General features: G+C 68.5%; 19 protein-coding genes. 4 read left to right on the top strand and 15 right to left on the bottom strand.

Going from position 1 to position 22930, the window contains the following annotated elements; genetic code table 11:
• Positions 1–4 precede the first annotated feature (4 nt).
• Together IRT45_RS10190 and lspA are read right to left on the bottom strand one after the other, a co-directional pair.
• Positions 5–931: an RluA family pseudouridine synthase gene (locus IRT45_RS10190; RefSeq protein ID WP_194805616.1), complete on the bottom strand. Its 927-nt coding sequence runs from the start codon at positions 929–931 to the stop codon at positions 5–7.
• Complete coding sequence (gene lspA / locus IRT45_RS10185) at positions 928–1461, bottom strand: signal peptidase II (RefSeq protein ID WP_228534120.1); 534 nt, start codon at positions 1459–1461, stop codon at positions 928–930. The genes IRT45_RS10190 and lspA overlap by 4 nt, the downstream gene beginning before the upstream one ends.
• Before the next feature lie 355 nt (positions 1462–1816).
• Between lspA and IRT45_RS10180 the strand changes: the two genes are divergently transcribed.
• Complete coding sequence (locus IRT45_RS10180) at positions 1817–2812, top strand: hypothetical protein (RefSeq protein ID WP_309240875.1); 996 nt, start codon at positions 1817–1819, stop codon at positions 2810–2812.
• On the top strand, positions 2800–3507 hold the full coding sequence (locus IRT45_RS10175; protein ID WP_194805614.1) for a sensor domain-containing protein: 708 nt from the start codon (positions 2800–2802) through the stop codon (positions 3505–3507). Before IRT45_RS10180 ends, IRT45_RS10175 begins: the two co-directional genes overlap by 13 nt.
• Before the next feature lie 5 nt (positions 3508–3512).
• Here IRT45_RS10175 and IRT45_RS10170 read toward each other — a convergent pair whose 3' ends face one another.
• The 3 genes from IRT45_RS10170 to IRT45_RS10160 all read right to left on the bottom strand — a co-directional run bounded on the left by IRT45_RS10170 (position 3513) and on the right by IRT45_RS10160 (position 8918).
• On the bottom strand, positions 3513–6782 hold the full coding sequence (locus IRT45_RS10170; protein ID WP_194805670.1) for an arabinosyltransferase domain-containing protein: 3270 nt from the start codon (positions 6780–6782) through the stop codon (positions 3513–3515).
• 197 nt (positions 6783–6979) lie between these two features.
• Positions 6980–7477, bottom strand: coding sequence for a hypothetical protein (locus IRT45_RS10165; RefSeq protein WP_228534097.1), 498 nt, complete (start codon positions 7475–7477; stop codon positions 6980–6982).
• 112 nt (positions 7478–7589) lie between these two features.
• Complete coding sequence (locus IRT45_RS10160; RefSeq protein ID WP_375540083.1) at positions 7590–8918, bottom strand: DNA polymerase IV; 1329 nt, start codon at positions 8916–8918, stop codon at positions 7590–7592.
• A 236-nt stretch (positions 8919–9154) separates the two neighbouring features.
• On the opposite strand from IRT45_RS10160, the gene IRT45_RS10155 reads away from it, so the two are divergent.
• Positions 9155–10033, top strand: coding sequence for a UTP--glucose-1-phosphate uridylyltransferase (locus IRT45_RS10155; RefSeq protein WP_039777434.1), 879 nt, complete (start codon positions 9155–9157; stop codon positions 10031–10033).
• Positions 10034–10113: 80 nt separating this feature from the next.
• Here IRT45_RS10155 and IRT45_RS10150 read toward each other — a convergent pair whose 3' ends face one another.
• Positions 10114–10527, bottom strand: a complete 414-nt coding sequence (locus tag IRT45_RS10150; RefSeq protein WP_309240872.1) for a MarR family transcriptional regulator — start codon at positions 10525–10527, stop codon at positions 10114–10116.
• A gap of 88 nt (positions 10528–10615) precedes the next feature.
• Between IRT45_RS10150 and IRT45_RS10145 the strand changes: the two genes are divergently transcribed.
• Positions 10616–11773: an ABC transporter permease gene (locus IRT45_RS10145; protein WP_194805610.1), complete on the top strand. Its 1158-nt coding sequence runs from the start codon at positions 10616–10618 to the stop codon at positions 11771–11773.
• Positions 11774–11891: 118 nt separating this feature from the next.
• On the opposite strand, the gene IRT45_RS10140 is transcribed toward IRT45_RS10145, so the two are convergent.
• The 9 genes from IRT45_RS10140 to ftsZ all read right to left on the bottom strand — a co-directional run bounded on the left by IRT45_RS10140 (position 11892) and on the right by ftsZ (position 22700).
• Positions 11892–12467 carry a C40 family peptidase gene (locus IRT45_RS10140; RefSeq protein ID WP_228534096.1) on the bottom strand — a complete coding sequence of 192 codons (576 nt, stop codon included), beginning with the start codon at positions 12465–12467 and terminating at the stop codon, positions 11892–11894.
• A gap of 937 nt (positions 12468–13404) precedes the next feature.
• Positions 13405–16632 (bottom strand): isoleucine--tRNA ligase, encoded by a 3228-nt coding sequence (ileS, locus tag IRT45_RS10135; protein ID WP_194805609.1) that lies wholly within the window; start codon positions 16630–16632, stop codon positions 13405–13407.
• 309 nt (positions 16633–16941) lie between these two features.
• Positions 16942–17142 carry a hypothetical protein gene (locus IRT45_RS10130; protein ID WP_036500385.1) on the bottom strand — a complete coding sequence of 67 codons (201 nt, stop codon included), beginning with the start codon at positions 17140–17142 and terminating at the stop codon, positions 16942–16944.
• Positions 17143–17276: 134 nt separating this feature from the next.
• Entirely contained in the window at positions 17277–18107 is an 831-nt protein-coding gene (locus IRT45_RS10125; RefSeq protein WP_194805608.1) for a DivIVA domain-containing protein, read from the bottom strand.
• A gap of 75 nt (positions 18108–18182) precedes the next feature.
• Positions 18183–18485, bottom strand: a complete 303-nt coding sequence (locus tag IRT45_RS10120) for a YggT family protein (RefSeq protein WP_025348651.1) — start codon at positions 18483–18485, stop codon at positions 18183–18185.
• A 122-nt stretch (positions 18486–18607) separates the two neighbouring features.
• Positions 18608–19411: a cell division protein SepF gene (locus IRT45_RS10115; protein ID WP_194805607.1), complete on the bottom strand. Its 804-nt coding sequence runs from the start codon at positions 19409–19411 to the stop codon at positions 18608–18610.
• A 187-nt stretch (positions 19412–19598) separates the two neighbouring features.
• On the bottom strand, positions 19599–20369 hold the full coding sequence (locus IRT45_RS10110) for a YggS family pyridoxal phosphate-dependent enzyme (RefSeq protein ID WP_194805606.1): 771 nt from the start codon (positions 20367–20369) through the stop codon (positions 19599–19601).
• Positions 20366–21091, bottom strand: coding sequence for a peptidoglycan editing factor PgeF (gene pgeF, locus IRT45_RS10105; protein ID WP_036500366.1), 726 nt, complete (start codon positions 21089–21091; stop codon positions 20366–20368). The genes IRT45_RS10110 and pgeF overlap by 4 nt, the downstream gene beginning before the upstream one ends.
• Positions 21092–21479: 388 nt before the next feature.
• Entirely contained in the window at positions 21480–22700 is a 1221-nt protein-coding gene (gene ftsZ, locus IRT45_RS10100; RefSeq protein ID WP_062999062.1) for a cell division protein FtsZ, read from the bottom strand.
• Between the last annotated feature and the right edge of the window lie 230 nt (positions 22701–22930).

Raw genomic sequence — 22930 nt, 5'->3', positions numbered from 1 at the left:
TCCGTCACACCGCGCGCAGCACATCCAGGGCATGCTCCAGATCGCCGGGATAGTCGCTGGTGATCTCGATCCAGCGGCCGTCGGCGGGATGGGCGAAGCCGAGACTGCGCGCATGCAACCACTGCCGCTGCAGACCCAGCCGCTCGGCCAGTCGCGGATCGGCGCCGTAGGTGAGATCACCGCAGCAGGGGTGGCGGATCGCGGAGAAATGCACGCGGATCTGATGGGTGCGCCCGGTTTCCAGATGGATGTCGAGCAGGCTCGCGGCCTGGAACGCCTCGACGGTGTCGTAGTGGGTGACGCTGGGCCGGCCGTCGGCGGTGACCGCGAACTTCCAGTCGTTGCCGCGGGCCCGCCCGATCGGGGCGTCGATGGTGCCGCTGGACGGGTCCGGATGTCCCTGCACCAGCGCGTGATACCGCTTGTCGACCGTGCGCTGTTTGAAGGCCCGCTTCAGCACCGTGTAGGCGTGCTCTGACTGCGCCACCACCATGACCCCGGAGGTGCCGACGTCGAGCCGGTGCACGATGCCCTGGCGTTCGTGCGCGCCCGAGGTCGAGATGCGGTAGCCCATCGCGGCCAGCCCGCCCACCACGGTGGGACCCGACCAGCCGACTCCGGTGTGCGCGGCGACGCCGACCGGTTTGTCGACCGCGACGATGTCGTCGTCGGCGTAGAGGATCTTCATGCCCTCGACCGGGGTGGCCTCGACGGTGAGTTCTCGTTTCGGCTCGGGGAACTCCACTTCCAGCCAGGCCCCGGCCACGAGCCGATCGGACTTCCCGGCCGAGGTGCCGTCGATCTGCACCGATCCGTCCTCGGCCAGTGCCGCGACCGCGGTCCGCGACAGGCCCAGCAGCCGCGAGAGTCCGGCGTCGACCCGCATGCCGTCCAGACCGTCGGGGATCGGCATGGCTCGCGTCTCCCTCATTCGCCCGCCTTCGCGTCCTGGTCGTGGCCGGCGCGGGTGCCGTCGGGTTCGAATCCGAACACCGTCAGCACCACCAGCAGAATCGCGCCGCACACGATCGAGGAATCGGCGACGTTGAACACCGGCCACCATTTGGTGACGGCGATGAAGTCGATCACATGACCTTGCAGCGGGCCGGGCGAACGGAACAGCCGGTCCACCAGATTGCCCAGCGCGCCACCGAGAACCAGGCCGAGGCCGATCGCCCAGCTCAACGACCGCAAGGTACGGCCGATGCGAATCACGCCGATCACGACGGCGACCGCGATCAGGGTCAGCAGCCAGGTCATGCCCGTGGCCATCGAGAACGCCGCGCCGGAATTGCGGATCAGGGTCAGCCGCACCACGTCACCGATGATCGAAATCGGTTCGCCGGGCGTCATCTTCGCCACCACCAGGGCCTTGGTGCCCAGATCCACGGCCAGTACGACGGCCGCGATCAGCAGCAGCCACGGCAGGCGGCGCGGGAAGGCCGCCGGGGCGCCGGACATCCGCGCGGTCGCCGAATCCGCACCGGTTCCAGCGGTGTCAACGGCGTCGTCGCTGTCGCCGCGGTCCGACGCGGTCCCGTCCGGAGCGGCCGCATCCGAGCCGCTCGCTGCCGGAGCGGAAGCAGCGCCGGTGTCGCGCGCGCCGGATTCGTCGTCGCGGTCGGCGCCCCGATCCGCCGCGGACTCGCGCGGGGGTTCGTCGGGATCGTCGAGGTGCTGCTCACGCGGCCGGTCCGTATTCACAGCTAGACATCATTCCTTATCACGTCACCACCGGTTCGCGGTGCCGTCACCCGGCACATGGCCGGACGGGAGTCAAAGCTGTTTTTCAGGAACCGGTCGTACCCTGTTCGGCGTGACGGTGTTGTCTTCCCACTCCTGCGCCTCGGTGACCGGTCTGCGCCCCTCGGGTGCGTCCGGCCGGGGCCCGAATCCGCGCGCGGCGCGCTCGGGAGTGCTGTTGATGGTACTGGCGGTGACCCTGTCCGCGCTCGGCGTCGGTTGCAGCGACGGGACCGAGGCCACCAGCGACGCCGAGGTGGAGCCGTCGGGTTTCGGCAAGGAGGTCACCCTGCCGATCTCCGCCGCGGTCGCCACCCTGGTCACGCCGGGCGAGGAACCGCACGCCGCGCTGCGTCCGGCCGTCCGACCCGGCACCTCCCAGCAGGTGACCCTGCGCACCGACCACCACGTCGAACAACAGATCAACGATCAGGCGGTGCGGGACTTCTCGCCGCCGTCGGTGACGATTCCGCTGACCGCGGACGCGAGGGCCGACGGCGTGGACCTCGTCCTCGGTACGGCGACGTCACCGGACCCGGCCCTGGATCAGCAATTGCTGGCTGCCGACGGATCCCACGCCGGCATCGAGTTCACCGATCTCGGCGCCGTCACCGCGCTGCGGATGGCGCCCGCCCCGTCGACGCCCGACACCGCCCGCGCCGCCATCGAACAGGCCTTCTACCAGGCGGTGTACGAGGCGATCGCCTTCCCCGCCGATGCGGTCGGCGAGGGCGCGGTGTGGACGGTCCATCAACGCGTCTCGGGTGTGGTTCCGCTGGACCAGATGACGACCGCGACGCTCACCAAGCGCGACGGCAATCTGCTGACCATCGCCCTCGACATCACGCAGACGCCCAAAACGGCCACCTGGCAGTTGCCCAACAACTCCGGTGACCTCGACATCATCGACTACCTGATGCACGGTGCGGGCACCATCACCGTGGATCTCGGCCTGCCGCTTCCGGTTTCGGGCGCGATCACCATCGGCGGCAATCAGTGCTACCGGGATCCGCACACCGACGTACTGCTGCGCCAGGACGTCCGGACGCAGGTGCGATGGGGCGAGTGAACCGCGCCGCGGTCGTCCTCGCGGGCGTCGTCGTCGGGGTGAGCGCGTGCGGACATCACGACGATTCACTGCCGGCGCTGCCCGCGACCGCGACCGTGCCGCCGATCACCGCCCCGGCCGTCACCGATTCCGATGCGCTGCGGGCGCGGTTGCTCACCCCGGCCGACCTTCCCCCGGGTTTCACCCAGCTCGAGGACGCCGCACCGGGTAACGGGCAGACACCACCGGACCGCTCCCGCACCGATCCGGCCGAATGCGCGAAAGTGCTCGCACCCGTGGGTGATCTGTACAGCGGGCCGTCCGCCCGGGGCGCGGTGCACTACTCCTCGCCGAACTTCGCGAGCATCGACATCGATATCGCCAGCTATGCCGACGGCAATGCGGCGCAGGCGTTCGCGGCGGCGCAGAAGCTGCTGCGCGACTGCCGCAGCTATTCCGGCACCGATGCCGACGGCACCTCCGTCGACTACCGGCTGGGCGGGCTCGATCAGCCGAAGGCCGGTTCCGCGTCGGCCTCGTTCCAGATCCGCACCACCAGCGGCGGCATGTCGCTGTATTCCGCGGCCACGATCGCCGTCGTCGGCAGCAGCGTGGTGCAGATCGCGGAAACCTCACCGGCACAAGTGGATCCGGCCTCGCTGCAGGACCTCACGGCCAAACAGGTCCGGCGACTGGACGGTGCCGCCGGACCCTAGCGGCCTCAGCCCCAAGCGGTGTTGATGTGGCCCGGATTCCACATGCCGCCGTGGGTCTCCCGGGTCACCGTGGGCACCGCGGCGGTCGCGGAGGTATCGCGCGGGGTCAGCCGCTGCAGCTCACCCCAGTCCCGGCGCCAGTCGTCCTTCAGATAGGTGGCCAGGGTCTGCGAGCTCAGCAACTGCTGGCTCCAGCCCAGCGGGCCGCCACCGTCGTGGCTCTCCCACAGGGTGGTGTCATGGGCGGCGGTGCGATCGGGCAGGATGCGCCAGTTCGGAACCTGCGCGATCCCGTCGCGGTGGTCGTAGGGCCGCTGGCACGGGAACTGCAGTCCCACTGCCCAGTCCAGCAGCACCGGACTGTGCGAGCCCACCATGTCCTGCAGGGTCGTGGTGCGCGGGACGCGCGGCGGCGTCAGCGCCACCCACTGGTTGGGGTCGCGGCTGCTGTCCTGGGCGACGATGCGGATCACATCGGCCTGCGGCGGGATCTGGCCGAACGGCACCCGCAGATTGCGCCACGACGGCGTCGGCCCGATATCGACCGGGAGCACCGAGCCCAACGCATGCGCCTCGGTGGGTGAATCGCTGGTGCCGTATTCGATCTCGACGCGCTGGCCGGGAGTGACCACGCCGTCCTTGTCGACCGAACGGATGCGCCCGGCCGCGGTGATCGCCACGATCCCGGTGCGCTCGGCGGCCGGAGGCAGCCGATACCAGCCGGTGGTGAGTTCGGCCGGATCCTGCTGCCCGGCGGTGCCCAGTTCCGGGGTGGTGGCCGAGTCCAGGCCGTACGGCAGTGGCGCACCGGCGGTTTGGGTGCCGGCCTCGCCCTGGTTCTTCCCGCTGTCGAAGGCGCTGGAGATACTGCTGCTGTTGGTCGGCTCCCCCTCCGGGGTCAGATCGCCGACCCCGTTGGGCACGAATCCGGTCGCGCCGGCGGTGAACGTCGTCTGCGGATCACCGGTCAGCGGCGCCAGCATCGAGGCGTTGGGATCGGTTTCGACGAGTACGTCGTCGGCCAGTCCGCACGGTTCACCCAGTACCGCATCCACATTCGAACGGGCCAGCGAGAACGCCGGATACTGGGCGACCGCGCCCTTGGCGAACGAGGCCATCTCGAACACCACCAGCAGCGCCGCGGCCACGGTCAGCGGCGGAATCTTCGCCCATCGCCACGCCGGGCGCGAAATCCGGTGCGGCGTACCGGGTTCCGGTGCACGCACATGCCACCATCCGGCCAAGGCCAGCAGCACCACGGCCACGGCGAGGAAGAGCTTGCTCAGCCCGAAGCCGTGGATCGAGGGCGGCTTGTCCCACCACGGAATGCCGTAGCTGGAGACATACCACCATTCGTTGACGCTGGTGAAGATCTGCGCCATCACCAAGGCGACCACGGCGCCGAACAACGCCCGGTTGCGCGGCGAACGCATCACCCGCGGGCCGACCGCGACCGCGGTCAGCACCGCCACCGCACCCGCCAGTCCGGCGTACACGCCGTTGTGATGGGTGAATTTGGTAGGCGTGGTCGCCATCAGCAGCATCGACGCGAAGGTGATGCCGAGCAGCCGCCGCGCCGGCCCGCCCGCGGTGAACGGGATGCGCCCGCCCTTGCGTAGCAGGACGAAGACGCAGACCAGCAGGCCCAGCCACATCGCCACCATGCCGAAGCGGCGCCCGATCGAACCGTCGGCGGTCGGCATGAACAGCCACTGATAGTTCAGGTAGTCGTTGAACCATGGGTCGGACGGGCCGACCGCGGTGTGCACGCGCCGCATCTCGAACATCGCCGAGAGCGGCTGCACCGCGAATGCGAAGGCCAGCACCAGGGCCCCGGCCGCCGCCAGCGGCGCGAGCAGGGAACCGTAGCCGTAGAGCACGGCCCAGCGGGAGCGATGCGCACCCGTCTGCGGATCGGCGGCCAGCTCGCGCGCCCGGGCACTGCCGAAGTGGAACACCGAGCGCATACCGGCCAGCAGCGGCGCCACGCAGATCACGCCCGAGGGCGCCGCGGTGAAACTGAACGCCGCCACCAGGATCGCGATCGCATACGGCAGCAGGCGCCGGGTCGCGATGGCGCGTTCGACGAAACACCAGGTGAGCAGCACACACACCGCGATCACGGGTTCCGGTCGCAGACCGTTGTTGTAGGGCAGCCAGACCGCCAGGAAGATCAGCGCGCCGGTCCACACCGCCACCCGGTCGTGACGCACCGCCACACCGAGGCGGGGAATCACCTCCCGGCTCAGCGCCAGCCAGGTCACCACACCGGCCAGCAGCGTCGGAATCCGCATCCACGGACTCGCGGTGCTGATCTCGGTCATATGCGCGATGATGTCGTACGGCGGTGTGCCGACCGGGTTTTCGGGCACACCGAAGAACCGGAAGTAGTTCGCCATATAGCCCGACACCAGCGACGCGCGCGCCATGCCGAACTGATAGCCGTCGTCGGAGGTGGTCGAGCCGATGAAATGCCAGATCACCAGTCCGCCCAGGACCACGGCGTCGACCGCGCCGAAGCTCCACCACCGCTGCGGCAGCCAGCGCCGGATGCGCCGGCCGTCGAGCCGGTCCAGGCGGAACAGCGCGGCCAGCGCGATGAGGGTGAACGCCACCGCCAGCACGGTCGCGATCCGCTTGAGCACGGTGGGCACCACGGAGAATCGACTGTCGACCTGGGCGGTGACGCTGGTTCCGGCGGCCCGGGTCAGGTCGCTGTACACGCCCACCAGCTGCGGGCGCCAATCCCCCTGCAGCGTCACCGGTTTCACATCGGCGCCGGTGAAAGTTGCTGTGGTGTGCGAGATTTCGGAATGCACGGTGAAGGCGCAGTCGCCGCCGAGCCGGTCCACCGGCACACTGGCCAGGGACTGATTGCGCAGCACCGCTTCGAACTGGCCGGGCTTACCGTCGGTTCCGGGCCGGACCCGCGCGACGAAACCGTATCGCTCCAGGTCCGGGGCACCGGACGGCATGGTCGCGGTCAGTGTGGAGCCCTCTGCGGGCAGCTGCGCGAGCGCCGCGCACGGGACGGTGGCGTCGAAGGTCAGCGGGGCGTAGGAGACCAGCGGCGCGTCGATGCCGCGGGTGGAGCCCTGCTGCGGCCACGACAGGGTGGTGTGGTCGACCTGCACCGGCAACAGCGGTACCGCGATGGCGCAGAGGGCGCCCAGAAGTCCGGCGAGCAGCGCGATCGGCTGGGCCCAGCGAGCGAGTCGTGACCGGTCGATCCGGTATCCCTGTCCTGCCGCGGGCGTGTCGTCCGCCCTCACCATCGTGTCGGTCACGGAGGCAGATGCTAGCGCGGGGTCTCCGAAACGAACGAAGTCGTCCGACCTTTCTCAGTCTTTGTTTAGTTTCGTTGTGCGTCCGTCACGGCAGAGCGCCTCATCATCGGGCCTCGTCAGCGCGGCGGGAACGACTCGGGCCGGCGTTCCGCGCGGAACGCCGGCCCGGACCGGTACGACGAGAACTACTCGCACGCGGGCGACTGCTGGCCCAGGTTCTTCAGGCCGGCGCAGGCCCAGCTCTTCTGCAGCTTCCAGCTGTTGCCCTGGGCGACGAACGGCACGTCGGCCTTGGTCGGCGCACCGCCGTTGACGGAGAAGTCCACCTTCGCGGTCAGCGTGTCGCCGCCGAGATACGCCACATCGGTGACGTTGATCTTGGCGTTGTTCTGCTGGTACGCGTCGGTCAGCTTCTGCATCATCTCGGGGTCCTTGGCCAGGGCGTCCTGACCGTCCTCGAGCCACTGGGCCTTCTCCGCGGCCGGCACGCCCGGGTCCAGCGCCTGCGCCAACTCCGAGTTCAGATCGGCGACCGTGGGCACCGGCGGCACGTTGGCGGCCGAGGTGGCGGCGGCCTTGGTCGTGGTGGACTTGTGGCTCGAGTGCTTGTCACCGCTGCCGCAGGCAGACATGCCGAGCGCAGCCACGACAGCCAGGGTGGCGACCGCGATGCGTCCAGTCATCTGAAGCTTCAATGCTCGTCCTTTGCGTTCGAGTTGGTCTGGTTCCGTTCACGTGACAGCTCCCACCCGACCGGCGGCAGTGCACGAGTGGCCTCACGCTACCCGCCAAATTTCAACGAAGACTAAGGAGCGGATCGGCCGGGGTGAGATCGTCATCGTCGGCAGCGAACGTATACGCCGGGCCCGGCCCTGTCGAGCGGGTCTCGAATCGGACGGTGACCCGCCCGTGCCCGCTGCCCTGTACCCAGCCGTGGCCATACCGGGAGTGGCCCACATCGCGTCCGGGATACCAGAACTCGGTGGTGTAGGAGCGGGTCGGCGGCGGCACGACCGGTTCATCCGCGAGCGCCGGCGCGGCGATCGGCTCCTCGAAGACCGCGTCGCCCACCGCACCGGTGTCGCGATCCAGCTCGGGGAACAGCGATTCCTGCCGCACCGCCGACAAACCGCCGAACCCCACGCCCACCAATCGAATCGAGCCCAATTCCACGGGATCGATGGCCGAGCGCTGGGCCGCCGCGGTGAGCGTGGCCGGATCGGTGGTGGCGTAGGGCAGCGTGAGCGAGCGCGTCACGATGCTCATATCGCTCTTCTTCAATTTCAGGACCACCGTGCGGGCCGCGCGGCCGTCGCGCAGCAGCCGCCGGTGCGCGGCCTCGGCCATCGCGTCGATCGCCGGACGCAGCTGCGCCAGCGTGAGGATGTCGGTCTCGTAGGTGGTTTCGGCGCTGATCTGTTTGGCCTCGGCCCGCTCGGCGACCGGTCGTTCGTCGATACCGCGGGCGAGCCGGTGCAGCGCCGCGCCGACACTGCCACCCAGCAGCGACGCCGCCTCCGGTTCGGGCAGGGCCGCGAACGCGCCGACGGTTTCGATGCCCACCGAACGCAGCCGGTGTTCGGCCACCGGCCCGATCCCCCACAGTTTGCGCACCGGCAGCCCGGCCAGCAGCGCCTGCTGTTCGGCCGGTGAAATCACCCGCACCCCATCGGGTTTCGCAAGTCCCGACGCGATCTTGGCCAATTGTTTGCCGGTCCCGGCGCCGACGGAGGCCACCAGCCCGGTTCGCTCCCGCACCGATTGCCGCAACTGCTCGCAGAATTCGCGCACCTGCGCCGCGTTCGCGCCGGCGAGTTCGGCGGGCTCGCCGAACGCCTCGTCGAACGACAGCGTCTCGAGCACCGGAATCCACGACCGCAGGGTCTCGAAGACCTGTCCGCTGACTTCGCCGTAGACCACCCCGCGCGGCGGGATCACCACCGCGGTGACGCCGACCAGCCGGCGCGCCTGATGCATGGGCATCGCCGACCGGGCGCCGAAGACCCGCGCCTCATAGCTGGCCCCCGCGACCACGCCCCGGCCGCCCATCCCGCCGACGAGTACGGGCCGGCCGCGCAATGTCGGGCGGGTCAGCTGTTCGACCGAGGCGAAGAAGGCGTCCATATCGATGTGCAGCACCCAGCGCCGCGCCGCGACCGTGCCGGCTCCGAAATTGCTGTCGGGTTCCTGTGCGTGCAGATGCACTGCCGACCCACCCCCGGCACCCGCATCGACCCCGGCGGATGCCCGCTGACCAGGCACGAGACCGCTGGTAGCCGCGTCGGGGGCAGAGTACATACCCGGAAATCTACGCCTGGGGACCGACATATCCGGCGGCGAAAGTGTGTGATGATCGGTTCATGACCATCCGCAAGGCAGTGATCCCAGCCGCCGGCATCGGCTCCCGCCTGCTGCCGCTGACCAAGGCCATCCCCAAGGAGATGCTGCCGGTCGGCGACAAACCGGTGATCGAGCACACCGTGCGGGAGCTGGTAGCCTCCGGCATCACCGATATCACGATCGTGGTGAGCGGCGGGAAGTCCCTGATCCAGGACCATTTCCGCCCCAATCCGGCATTGGTGGCGCAGCTGCGCGCCGACGGTAAATCCGCCTATGCCGACGCCGTGGAAGAGGTCGGCGAACTCGGCCGGCTCGGCCACATCACCTATCTGGACCAGCACGGCCCCTACGGCAACGGCACGCCGGTGCTCAACGCCGCCCGCGCGTTGGGCGACGAGCCGATGCTGGTGCTGTGGCCCGACGATGTCTTCGTCGCCGAGGTGCCGCGGGCACAGCAGCTCATCGACGCCTACAACAAGACCGGCTCGCCGGTGCTGGCGCTGATGCCGATGGATCCCGCCGACTCCCAGCGCTACGGCGTGCCGGTGGTCGAGGATTCCTACGAGCCCGGCCTCATGCGCATCAGCGGGCTGCGGGAGAAGCCGAAGCCGGAGGACGCACCCTCGGCCTACGCCGCGATCGGCGGATACGTCGTCACCCCCGGCATCGTCGACGAGCTGCGCAAGCAGGTCGACCAGTGGTACACCCACCACACCGGCGAGGTGTATCTGACCGACGCCATCAACGTGTTCGCCGCCTCGAACCCGGTCTACGGCCAGGTGATCCGTGGCCGCTGGTACGACACCGGCAATCCGGCGGACTATCTGGTCGCCCAGTTCGCCTCCGCGCTCAGCCACCCCCAATACGGGCCGCTGCTGCGCGATCTGTGCAACGAGTGAGAACCTGAGCGCCGCAACGGTTCTCGCGGCGTAGAACCGCACCCGCCGACTCCGGGACGGGCGTCGGTGAGGTGCGGCGTTCAGCCGCCGTCGGCGGCGTTGTAGCGCTGCAGATAGGTGGCGAGCCGGGCGACGTCATCATCGTCCCAGTCGCGGAAGCGTTCGTTCACCGCGGCACTGCGCGCCCGCTCCGATTCGGCCGCTACGCGCCGGCCCTCCGGCGTGGCGCGCAGGACGTGGTTGCGGCGGTTGGCCGGGTCCACCTCCTTGACGAGGTAGCCCTGCTGCTCCAGCGCCGCCACCTGCCTGCTCATCGTGGACTTGTCGAGCACGAAATACTCGGCCAGTTCGGCGGCGAGGCAGCCGTCGCGCGCGATCACCAGATCGAGAATGCTGTAGGCCACCAGCGGTAGTTCCGGATGTAGTTCGGCGGCACGCCCGCGGGCACGACGGGCGAACGCGGTGAGTTCGCGCTGGATTGTCTGAATCGCCACAGTGCGGGACGGGTATGGCTGCGACCCCTTCATGGTTGTATAGTACAACAAACAATAGTTGTATTTACCAACCTTTGGAGTGACGAGCATGTCCCTGCACCAGCTTCGGCACATGGCCGGACATCTGCTGACCCCGTTGCTGATGTGCCTGGGCATGGGCCTGGCCTACCTGGGCGCCTTCCACCAGCCCGAACCCCACCACGTACAGGTCGCGATCGTCGGCGACAGCCCCCAGGTCAAGGTGATGGCACAGACGCTGAAGGACCGGACCGGTGACGCGCTCGACGTCGTCACGATCGCCGACCGCGCCGACGCCGTGGACCGGTTGCAGCATCGCGATCTGGCCGGCGCCTTCGTCCCCGACGCGCAATCGCCCGAACTGCTTGTCGCCACGGCGAATTCGGATACCACCGCGATGGCGGTCGAGACGGTGTTCGGCGCCGTGACCGCCCAGCAGAATCTGCCGTTGCACACGACCGATATCGCGCCCACCGCCTCGGGCGACCCGACCGGACAGGGCCTGTTCTTCGTCCTCGTCGCGCTCAGCATCGGCGCCTACGGCAGCGTCGCCGCGATCAGCGTCGCCGGAGCGGGCACCCGCATGGCCGCGCGGGCGCTGACCGCGGTGGCGACCTCGTTCGTCGTGAGTGTGATCGGCATCGTGCTGGCCGGACCGGTCTTCCACGTGGTCGACCACGACTACGCCTCGATCTGGGCGATGGGCTGGTTGTACGCCGCGGGCATCCTCTTCATCGGCATCGGCCTGCACCCGTTCCTGAAGCGCTGGACCACGCTCGCGGTGATGGTGCTGTTCGTGATGCTGAACTTCACCACCTCCGGCGGCATTTACCGTCCCGAACTGCAGAACGGCTTCTTCGGCGCGCTGCATTCGTTCTGGAACGGCGCGGGCTTCGTCGAGGGCGCCCGCAGCGTGCTCTACTTCCACGGCGACGGCGGCCTCGGCGGCCGGATCGCGAGCCTGGCGCTGTGGTTCGCGGCCGGTGTGGTGCTGGTACTCGTGGGCGGCGCCTACGAACGCCGCCGCGCCGCGCAGTCCACGGCACATGTTCCGGCGCACGCGGCCACGCACGCCGCGGCACACGCACACGCCGCACCCGCCGTCCTCCCGGCCACCGGCGGAATTCCGGTCGAAGCACACCGCCCGCTCGAGAACGCCGCAGCCGGTGGAGAGGTCGACGAGGACTCCGGCGCCGAGGAGGAGATCGAACAGGCAGTGGGCGTCTGACCTCGCGTCGCCGTGAGCAGGTCGGCGGCAGATCGCGATGCGGGACGCCCTCACGCCGCCGAGTGGTCGGCGAGTGCCCTGGGCCGCGGTGAGAGAACCCGCAGCCCGGGCACTCGGCTCAGAAGAAGCGGCGGATCGCGTAGATGTCGAATTCGCTCAGCGGTGTCAGTCCGATCGGCACGCCGGGCCCGTAGGCGTTGAGCAGCATGCCGCCGCCGGCGTAGATGCCCTCGTGGGAACCGTCGGTATTCACGACGACCACATCGCCGGGCATCATCGCGCCGAACGGCACGGCACTGCCCGCGGTGGCCTGCTCCCAGGTGGTGCGCGGCAGCATGATGCCGACCTGCCGGAACGCCCACTGCACGAGTCCGGAGCAGTCGTAGGCATTGGGCCCGGTCCCACCCCACTCATAGGGCTTGCCCGCCTGGGAGCCGGCAACGCTCAGCGCGATCGACGCCCGCGGGCTGGGCAGCGGTAGCGCCGCCGAACCGCTGGCGCTGCCGGATCCCGATCCGCTCCCCGAACCGGAGCTGCTGCCGGTGTCGAGGGAGCCGGAGGAGCTGCCGGTGTCGGCGGGTGCGGCGGTGGCCGGACCTGCCCACATCGACACGGAGACGGCCGCGGCGATCGCGGCCAGGAGATAGCGGGTGTATCTGCGGCGCGAGGATCCGCGCACGGATAACGGTGCCATGTGCTCGCCCTTCGGTATGACATGCATCCACCACGGCACACCGACCGGCGATTACACAGCACACAGCATGGACTTGGGATGGCCGCTTCCCCACGGGCATCTCAGCCGGTCAACTACCTGGTAGTGCAGTTTCAACGGGGGTCGATCCGGGAAAAACGCCTAAGCTCAACTAAAGAGTGATGGTTGCTGTGACATAGCTGTTTTAGCGCAAGTCACACGCACACCACAAGTACCAATCCGCAACCGTGATCGGATTCGGTCTCAGGAGACACACCCCAGGTCATACCGGCAATCGGCGGCCACGCAACGCAGTCCGGGCCCATCCGGGCACTCGCGGGCGATGTGTGAACGCCGTCTACCTGGGTATACGCGGCCAGACACCGTGACAGGACGCCCCCAAAGTGACTGGTCCGGCCGACTTCGGAGCGAATGCCTCCCGTTATTTCATCTCCCCCGAGGCGCGCCGGCGACCACGCGGCGTGTCCGGCGGCCCACCTGCCGCCACACCGCCCCCCGCGCATGCGAGCGCCTTGGCGGGCACTGGCCGAACCCGTTCAACACCAGCCGTGGTTCATGGTGAGGCCGATATGGAACGCACCCGTCCCCCGGACCGCCCCAACCTGACCGGCCTCGGCCCGACCCGTCCGAACATCGCCGCCACCCGGGTCAGTCCGCGTCGGTTCGGCCGGTTCCGGCGCGGTGACGCCCCAGGCTCGCGAGGCCACTCGATCGCGGACTCACACTTCCCTGCTGCGCTGCGGACGCGGAGGGTCCGGCGCCGAGCCGCTGCGGTGACGCGATCAAGGCCGATACGACTCCGTTGGCCGCCGCACGCGCGCTTGCCCCGTGGAGCCGCGAGGCGCGCGAAGGATCGGGCACTGCCGAACGAGCCCGGTCCGACACAGCGGACCGGGCTCGTACTGGGATTCGCGCGGGCTCACACCTTGGTGATCGCGGCGCGCACACCGCCGACCACATCGGCCGCCTTCTCACCCGCAGGCGCGAAGCTCAACTCGGTGGCGAGGATTTCCCCGGCGATGAGATCGCGGTGGGTGCGTGCCCACTCCGCGCGCTCCTGCGGCACTTCCAAGACCACCGTGATGCGGTCGGAGACGTCGAGGCCCAGCGACTTGCGGGTCTCCTGCAGATCGCGGATCAGGTCGCGGGCCCAGCCCTCGGCCTCGAGTTCCTCGGTGACCTCCGAATTCAGCACCACCAGGCCGGCATTGCCGGGCAGGGCGGCGGTGGACTCGGGTTCGGCCGCCACCAGACGCTGAGTGTACTCCTCGGGCAGCAGCGCGATGCCGTCGTCGTGGCCTGCCACCAGCGCCGTGACCACGCCGTCGTCCTCGCGCCACTGGCCGGCCTTCACCGCCTTGATCACGTGCTGGACGTCCTTGCCCAGCCGCGGACCGGCGGCGCGGGCGTTGACGACCAGTTCGAACCGGCCGTGCGCGGCCACATCGGTGGTCAGGTCCACCTTCTTGACGTTGACCTCGTCGGCGACGAGATCGGCGAACGGACGCAGCCGCTCCGCATCGGGCGCGGCGATGGTGACCTCGGACAGCGGCAACCGCACCCGCAGGTTCTGCGCCTTGCGCAAGCTCAGCACGGTCGAGCACACCGAACGCACCTCGTCCATCGCCGACACCAGCTCCGGATCGCGCGGCAGTTCGGTCTCGCCCGGCCAGTCGGTCAGATGCACCGACCGCTCCCCCGTGAGTCCGCGCCAGATCACCTCGGTGATCAGCGGCAGCAGCGGTGCGGCCAGCCGGCAGGTGACCTCCAGCACGGTGTGCAGGGTATCGATCGCGTCGCGGTCCTCCTCCCAGAACCGCGAACGCGACCGGCGCACATACCAATTGGTGAGCGCGTCGGCGAACGAACGCAGTTCGTCGCAGGCGGTGGCGATGTCGTAGACCTCGAGCGCCTCGGTCATCACATCGCGGGCCGCAGCCAGTTTGGCGAGGATGTAGCGATCCAGCACATTCGCCGAATCCGTCCGCCACACACCGGGTTTCGAGGCGTAGAGCTGCAGGAACGTCCACGCGTTCCACAGCGGCCGCAGCGCGTGGCTCACCCCTTCGCGGATCCCGCGTTCGGTGACGATCAGGTTGCCGCCGCGCAGCACCGGCGACGCCATGAGGAACCAGCGCATGGCATCGGAGCCGTCGCGGTCGAACACCTCGTTGACGTCGGGATAGTTGCCCTTCGACTTGGACATCTTCAATCCGTCGTCGCCGAGCACGATGCCGTGCGCCACAACGGATTTGAACGCCGGCCGGTCGAACAACGCGGTCGAGAGCACATGCAGGTTGTAGAACCATCCCCGCGTCTGCCCGTTGTACTCGACGATGAAGTCACCCGGGCTGTGCGCTCGAGCAACGGACGTGCCCGCAGTGTTCGATGTGACGGCTCCGCCGTCGAACCACTCCTTGTTCTCGAACGGGTAGTGCACCTGCGCGTACGGCATCGACCCCGATTCGAACCAGCAGTCGAGCACCTCGGGGGTACGCCGCATCATCGACTTCCCGGTGGGGTCGTCGGGGTTCGGGCGCACCAGCTCGTCGATGCCCGGGCGGTGCAGATCCGCCGGGCGCACACCGAAGTCGCGTTCCAGCTCGTCCAGCGAGCCGTACACGTCGACGCGCGGGTAGGCCGGATCGTCGGAGATCCACACCGGGATCGGCGCACCCCAGTACCGGTTGCGGCTGATGTTCCAGTCGCGCGCGTTCTCGAGCCACTTACCGAACTGGCCGTCGCGGATGTGCTCGGGCACCCAGGTGATCTGCTGGTTCAGCTCCACCATGCGGTCGCGGAACTTCGTGACCGCCACGAACCACGAGGGCACCGCCATGTAGATCAGCGGCTGACCGGAACGCCAGCTGTGCGGGTAGGAGTGCTCGATCGTCTCGTGCCGCAACAGCTTTCCGGCGGCCTTGAGGTCCTTGATGATGACCGGATTGGCGTCGAAGACCATCAGGCCCTCGTACGGCGGCACCATCGAGGTGAACTTGCCGCCGGCGTCGAGCGGCTGCACCACGTCGATGCCGTTGGCCGAGGCGACGTCCATGTCCTCCTCACCGAACGCGGGCGCCAGATGCACCACGCCGGTTCCGGAGTCGGTGGTCACGTAGTCGGCGTTCAGTACGCGATGCGCGTTCGGGTGGCCGAGGAAGAAGTCGAACGGCGGCCGATAGCGCAGTCCCGCGAGCGCCGCGCCCGCATGCTCCGAGAGCACCTCGAGTCCGTCGTCGGCGGTGCCGAGTTCGCGGGCGTAGTGCGAGACCCGCTCGGCGGCCAGCACGTACCGCTTGCCGTCCTTGCCGCGCACGTGGGCATAGGTGATGTCCGGGTGGACCGCGATCGCCAGGTTCGACGGCAGCGTCCACGGCGTGGTGGTCCAGATCAGCGCGTTGGCGCCGTCGAGTTCGCGCAGCGGATGGTCGGGCGCGACCTCGAGCAGCATGTCGACGGTGACCGCCGGATCCTGGCGCATCCGGTAGGCGTCGTCGAGGCGCGCCTCCTGATTCGACAGCGGCGTCTGCTCGTACCAGCTGTAGGGCAGCACCCGGAAGCCTTGGTAGACAAGCCCTTTGTCGTAGAGCGACTTGAACGCCCACATCACCGACTCCATGAAGTCGAGATCGAGGGTCTTGTAGTCGTTGTCGAAGTCGACCCACCGTGCTTGGCGTGTCACATAGTCACGCCACTCATTGGTGTAACGAAGCACGGAGGATTTACACGCGGCATTGAATTCCGCGAGGCCCATCGCGTCGATCTGTGATTTGTCCGTGATACCGAGTTGCTTCTCCGCTTCGATTTCCGCGGGCAATCCGTGTGTGTCCCAACCGAAGCGCCGTTCCACGCGCTTACCGCGCATCGTCTGGAACCGCGGAACCAAATCCTTCACATATCCGGTGAGCAGATGTCCGTAATGCGGCAAACCGTTGGCGAACGGCGGGCCGTCGTAGAAGACGAACTCGTCGCACCCCTCCCCGCGGTTGTCGATGCTGGCACGGAAGGTGTCGTCGGCGGCCCAGTAGTCCAGCACCCGGCGCTCGAGCTCCGGGAACGACACGCTCGCGCCCTGCCGCGAGCCGGCGTCCGCATCGGTGAAGTCGACGCGGGGATAGGCGTTGCGGGTGGCTGTCTCGTCCGCCATGGCGGCTGTGGTCTCCCTCGTGCCAGTGCGCGCGTTCGGCGCAGTCGGTGGGCACGGGGACGACCTCGGCGCCTGTGCGCCGCTGCCGCGGTACCACCCCGCTTGTCCGGGCCGGATGTTCCGGCGGGCGGACCTCTCGTTGCGAGCTGTGACGGGCTCACCCGTTCGGTTCTACTGGGCGCCTGTGGCGCTGTTCTTCCGAAGGCTCCCCGGTGATGGCCGGATCACTGCCGATCTACAGGTTTGATTGTAGCCAGTGCGGGCAACGTTATTTCCGTGCCCTGTTGCCCCCCTGTTCACCGTGCCCGCTCAGCGTTTGGCGTGACGGCCGGGACGTGATTGCGGGCCTTCCTCGGGTTCACGCATGGCCAGCGCGCTGACCAGCAGCAGGACCGCACCGATCACGCAGACGACGATGCAACCCCACGCCCAGATCACCGATCCGGTGGTCAACGCCGTCACCAGCAGGGCGAAGCCGATCGCGGCCAGGACGAGCGTCAGAACGAGCATGGTCACCCCCTAGGCGGGCAGGGCAGGCCGCATCGCCCCGAAGGGCCCCGGCGGCTCGGCAGAACTACGACCACACAGCGGCATGCGACGCCGGACCCCGTCGTATCGGCGGGGTGGCGGGCACCCGGGACGAGCTATTTGCCACCCTTGGCGAACGACGGACCATGGCTGTTCGAGACCGCTTCGAAGGCCTCGCCACCGTCGACCGGCACGGCCGAACCGCGGTTCTCCAGCTCCTCGAGCTGCGATTCCAGGTAGGACTTCAGCCGCACTCGGTACTCGCGCTCGAACGTCTTCAGCTGCTCGATGCGGCTCTCCAGCACGCTGCGCTGCTGGGTGATGGTGGCCATGATCTCGGTGTGCTTGCGCTCGGCGTCGGCCTGCAGGGCGTCGGCCTTCTCCTTGGCCTGGCGAAGCTGGCTGTCGGAGCGGGTCTGCGCGTCCGAGAGCAGCGAGTCGGCCTTCTGCCGCGCCTCGCCGACCATCGCGTCCGAACGGGTCTGCGCTTCGCTGACCATTCGCTCGGAATTCGCCCGGGCGTTCGAGAGCAGCTGTTCGGCCTCGGCCTTGGCGTCGGTGGTGAGCCGGTCGGCCATCTCCTGCGCCAGGCTCAGCACCTTCGCGGCCTGCAGGTTCGCATCCGCGGCGGAGTTGTCCTTGGGGGCCACCGGCGCGGGGGCCGGCACCGGCACCGGCGGCGCCACGGGCGCGGGCTTCGGCGGTTCCGGTTGCGGCGGAGCGGGTTTCACCGCCTGCGGCGCGGGACGCGACTTCTTGGCATCCGCCAATTCGGCATCCAGCTCAGCAACCCGCTGGCGCAGGTCCGCATTCTCCTCGATGAGACGCGAGAGCTCCTGTTCGACCAAGTCGAGGAAGGCGTCGACTTCATCCTCGTTGTAGCCGCGCTTCCCGATCGGCGGTTTGCTGAACGCGACGTTGTGCACATCGGCTGGAGTCAGCGGCATGGAAGGATCCCTTCGCGCTTCGTACGGAGATCTAGCGTAGATCTTCTAGCAAGCTCTTCTTCTCGGCCCATTCTGTCACACCGGAGCTATCGGCTGCCCGAGCCTGCTGACGATGGACATCAGAATGAACACGATGAAAAGCAGGACCATAATCGACAGATCCAGGCGAATTCCTCCCAAGTTCACGGGAGGTATCAGGCGCCTCAACAGTTTCACCGGCGGATCGGTGATCGTGAAGATCGCCTCCAGAACGACGGCGACGAACCCCCGCGGATGCCAGTCGCGCGCAAAGCTGCGGATGAACTCGACGATCACTCGGCTGATCAGCAACAGCCAGAAGAGGAACAGGAGTACATACAGCACCTGAAACAAGGCCACCTGTCCACTTTGCCTCAGATTCGGTGTCCTGCAAACTCCCCGCGCCGTTCATTCGGCGTCATTTCCCCCCGTCGCGGCTCACCCGACCGGGGCCGCCGCCGCGCGCGGCACCCGGTTCGGGGTTATTTCTGGTTGTAGAAGCCGTTTTCGGCGATGCGCCGGCGCTCCTCGGCCGATACATCGACATCCGACGGTGAGAGCAGGAACACCTTGGTGGCCACCTTGTCGAACGAACCGCGCAGCGCGAACGCCAGTCCGGCGGCGAAATCCACCAGGCGGCGCGCGTCGGCGTTGCTCATCTCGACCAGGTCCATGATCACGGGCGTACCGTCACGGAAACGCTCGCCGATGATCGCGGCCTCGGCATAGGTGCGCGGACGCAGTGTCGTGATCTTGGACAACGGACCTCCGTCCTCGAAGACGGGGGCGCGGCGCGGAGCCGGCTCGAACCGGGCGCGCTCCTCCATCCGCCGCTCTTCCATCCGGCGTTCGGCCTCGGGATCGACCGCCAGCGCACCGTGCGTGGTGCCTCGCACCATCGGAGTGCCACCGCCGAGTCCGCGCGAGCGGCCCGAGGGTGCGGATTCGATCCGGGTCGGGCGACGCAGGGGCTCGTAGCGGTCGTCGGAGTAGGACTCGTCGGCGAACTCCGAGCGGCGCGGCACCGTGTAGCCGGGCTGATAGGGCGCCTTGTACGCCGGCTCCGGGTAGCCCGGTTCGTCGGCGAAGCGGTCGTCGCCGAAACGCGAGCGCCCGGCGTCGTACGGATCGTCGTCGAAACGCGAGCGGCGCACGCCGCGGTCGTCCGCACCGAGCGGGCCACGGTCGTCGATACCCCGGGGGCCACGGTCGTCGACGTAGTCGTCCTCGTATTCCTCGAGCGGGACCATGCCGAAGTAGGCCTTGAACCTGTGCAGCGTACTCATGCTCCCACCTCACTAACGCTGGGCTCCAGCACGAGCATGCTCGTGGCTGCGCTGATGTCTCGCTCGCTACGCTCGCTCATCCTGGTCGACCTTCCTACGGCCCCGACTGACCTGGGGTGTTGAAGTCCTGCTCAGTCCTCGTCAGCCCCAAGCATATGTTTCGAATGTGACTGATGAGGTTTCTTTGCTACTGCGAGGTTATCGGTCGTGCGCCCATGAGAGCAGTACCGACACGCACGCAGGTAGACCCGTGTCGAATGGCGACCTCCAGGTCGCCCGACATGCCCGCCGACAATTCGGTCGCGCCCGGATGCGCGGCCAGCAGCGTGCGATGCAGACCGGCCAGTTCGGCGAACGCCGAGTCCGGCTCCGCGCCCAGCGGCGGAATCGCCATCAGGCCCGCGAGCTGCAGGTTCTCGGATTTCGCAACCTGATCGGCCAGCGTCGGGAGATCATCGGGAACGACGCCGCCGCGCGCCGGATCGCGATCCAGGCTCACCTGCAATAGCACACGCAGCGGATCCGCGCGCGCTCCCTCCGCGCGTGCGGCCGCCGTGGCGGTGTCAAGGGCCCTCACCAGACGCTCCGAATCCACCGAGTGCACCGTATCGGCCCAGCGCACAACCGATTTCGCCTTGTTGCGCTGCAATCGGCCGATCATGTGCCAGCGCATCTGCGCCAGATGTCCTAATGAGGCCACCTTGGCGGAGGCCTCCTGTTCCCGCGATTCACCGAATTCCCGGCGCCCGAGCCGATACAGGATCTCCACGTCGGAGGCCGGGAAGTATTTGGTCACCGGCAGCAACCGGACGGTGTCACGATCGCGCCCGGCGGCACGGCATGCGGCGTCGATGCGGTGTTCCAGGCGGGTGAGCGCGGCGGCGAGCGCGGCCGCACGGGACTGCGGCGCGCCCGGCCCGGATGTGGTTGTGCCGAGCCCGGATTCGGCGTGGTTCACCGGTTCTCCTCCATCCAGATCACCCCGGCGATGCGGCCGGTGGGCGCGCCGCGGCGGTGGCTGAACAGGGTGGCGTCGGAGATGGTGGAGCGCGGATCGACCGCGACCGCGCCGACCCCGGCCGCTTCCAGCTGACGACGGATTCCGGCTCGCAGATCCAGCCCGGGCGTACCGCGCCGGGTCGTGGTGGCGCTGCCGGGCAGATGGGCCTCGACATCGTCGCGCATGGCGGCGGGCACTTCGTAGTCCTCGCCACCGGCGGCCGGACCGAGGAAGGCGCCGATGCGGTGCGGTTGGGCGCCGACCGAGATCATCGCCTCGAGAACCTTCGGGACGATTCCGATGCGGGCGCCGACGCGGCCGGCGTGTACGGCCGCGATCACCCCGGCCTCGTCGTCGGACATCAGCAGGGGGACGCAATCGGCGGTGAGCACGACCAGAGCGAGATTCGGCACGGTGGTGACGAGCGCGTCGGTCACCGGTACCGGTTCGGCGCGCGGGCCGTCGACGATCTCGACGTTGCGGCTGTGCACCTGTTCCATCCAGACCAGGCGGCCGGGCGGCAGGCCGATGCCCTCGGCGAGACGTATCCTGTTGCGCCGCACCGCTTCCGGATCGTCGCCGACGTGGTCGCCCAGGTTGAACGAGTCGTAGGGCGCCGCCGAGAACCCACCGGCCCGCGTGGTCGTCACCCGTCGCGTCCGAACCGAAGCCTGTGTCATATCTCCGAGATTAATAGGCCGCGCGGATCCGGAGTCGAGCGTGCCGCCGAGTGACCCGGAACGGATGTGGCGAGGCGGCGAAGCGGGGCACAGCGCGAGCATGCCCGGCGAAGTACCCACGGCGTGCGAGTTCATGCACACGACCTCGCCGCCACACGAGATCGCCGCGTTCACCGCCGCCGGGTGCGACACCTCCGATCGCGGTGTTCGGTTTCACACCTTGTTGCCCGGACAACGGCAGCGACACCGCGGAGACCTGCACCACACCGCGGCCCCGCGCCGGTAGGCCGGAGATCCAGTGGCACAGGGCAATTCGATCGGCCCCACGGCCCACGAACGCCGCTGCCCCCTCCGAGACGTTTCGGAGGGGGCAGCGAGATCGGCGTCTCTAGCGGCGCATGAAATCGGGGACGTCGACGTCGTCGGTGTCCTCGTCCGGCATCTGAATATGCGAACGGCTGTTGTGCGCGATGGTCGGCTCGGTGGCCGGGCGCGGTTCGTAGGACGGGGCCGGACCGCGGGCCGGCGTCGGATCGGCCGGGCGCTCGGGCTCGGACTGCCGGGTGCTGCCGAAATCGCGGCGGGTCGTGGACTGGCCGATGTCACCGGCCCGGCCCGCGCCGATATTCGTTCTGCCCGCCGGTTCGATGCGCCGGGCCGGGGTGCCACCGTCGAAGCCGGCCGCGATCACCGTGACCCGGACCTCGTCGCCGAGCGAATCGTCGATCACCGTGCCGAAGATGATGTTGGCCTCGATGTGCGCGGCCTCCTGCACCAGCGAGGCGGCCTCGTTGATCTCGAACAGACCGAGATCCGATCCACCGGCGATCGACAGCAGCACACCGTGCGCACCGTCCATCGACGCCTCCAGCAGCGGCGAATTGATCGCCGCCTCCGCGGCTTTCACGGATCGTCCCTCGCCGCGCGAGGAGCCGATGCCCATCAACGCCGAACCCGCGCCGGACATGACGCTCTTGACATCGGCGAAGTCGACGTTGATCAGACCCGGGGTGGTGATCAGGTCGGTGATGCCCTGAACACCGTTGAGCAGCACCTCGTCGGCGGAGCGGAAGGCGTCCATCAGACTCACCGCCGCGTCGCCGAGCTGCAACAGCCGGTCGTTCGGGATGACGATGAGGGTGTCGCAGGATTCGCGCAGCGCCTGGATACCGGCTTCGGCCTGGTTGCTGCGGCGCTTGCCCTCGAAGGAGAACGGCCGCGTCACCACACCGATGGTCAGGGCGCCCAGTTTGCGGGCGATCGAGGCCACCACGGGCGCGCCACCGGTACCGGTGCCGCCGCCCTCGCCGGCCGTCACGAAGACCATGTCGGCGCCCTTGAGCACCTCTTCGATCTCGTCCTTGTGGTCCTCGGCGGCCTTGCGGCCCACCTCGGGGTCCGCGCCGGCACCCAGACCACGGGTGAGTTCGCGGCCGACGTCGAGCTTGACGTCCGCATCACTCATCAGCAGTGCCTGGGCGTCGGTGTTGACGGCGATGAACTCGACTCCCTTGAGTCCCTGTTCGATCATTCGGTTGACGGCGTTCACGCCGCCGCCGCCGATACCGACGACCTTGATCACTGCAAGGTAGTTGTGCGGGGGCGTCATGGGCTCTCGCCTTCCTTCGATCCAAAGCCTGTCGTTTTCGGATTCTCGGCAGAGCGCCGATTCGAGGTCCCCGGTCCGCCCGGGGTTTCACTCGGACAAACCCTAAACCTGAACCATAGGGTTGGCGTTATGTCAAGTATCCGACTGGTGCGGAACGCTATTCGCACCCGTCGCGATCCGTGCGCAGGCGCGCCGACACGAGGGTCAGAATCTTGTGTGATCCGTCTCGT

Origin of the sequence: Nocardia sp. BSTN01, from assembly GCF_015354405.1 — a bacterium.
GTDB lineage: Bacteria > Actinomycetota > Actinomycetes > Mycobacteriales > Mycobacteriaceae > Nocardia.
The sequence above is the reverse complement of the archived record's forward strand: the minus strand, read 5'-3'. Positions and strand labels throughout refer to the sequence as shown.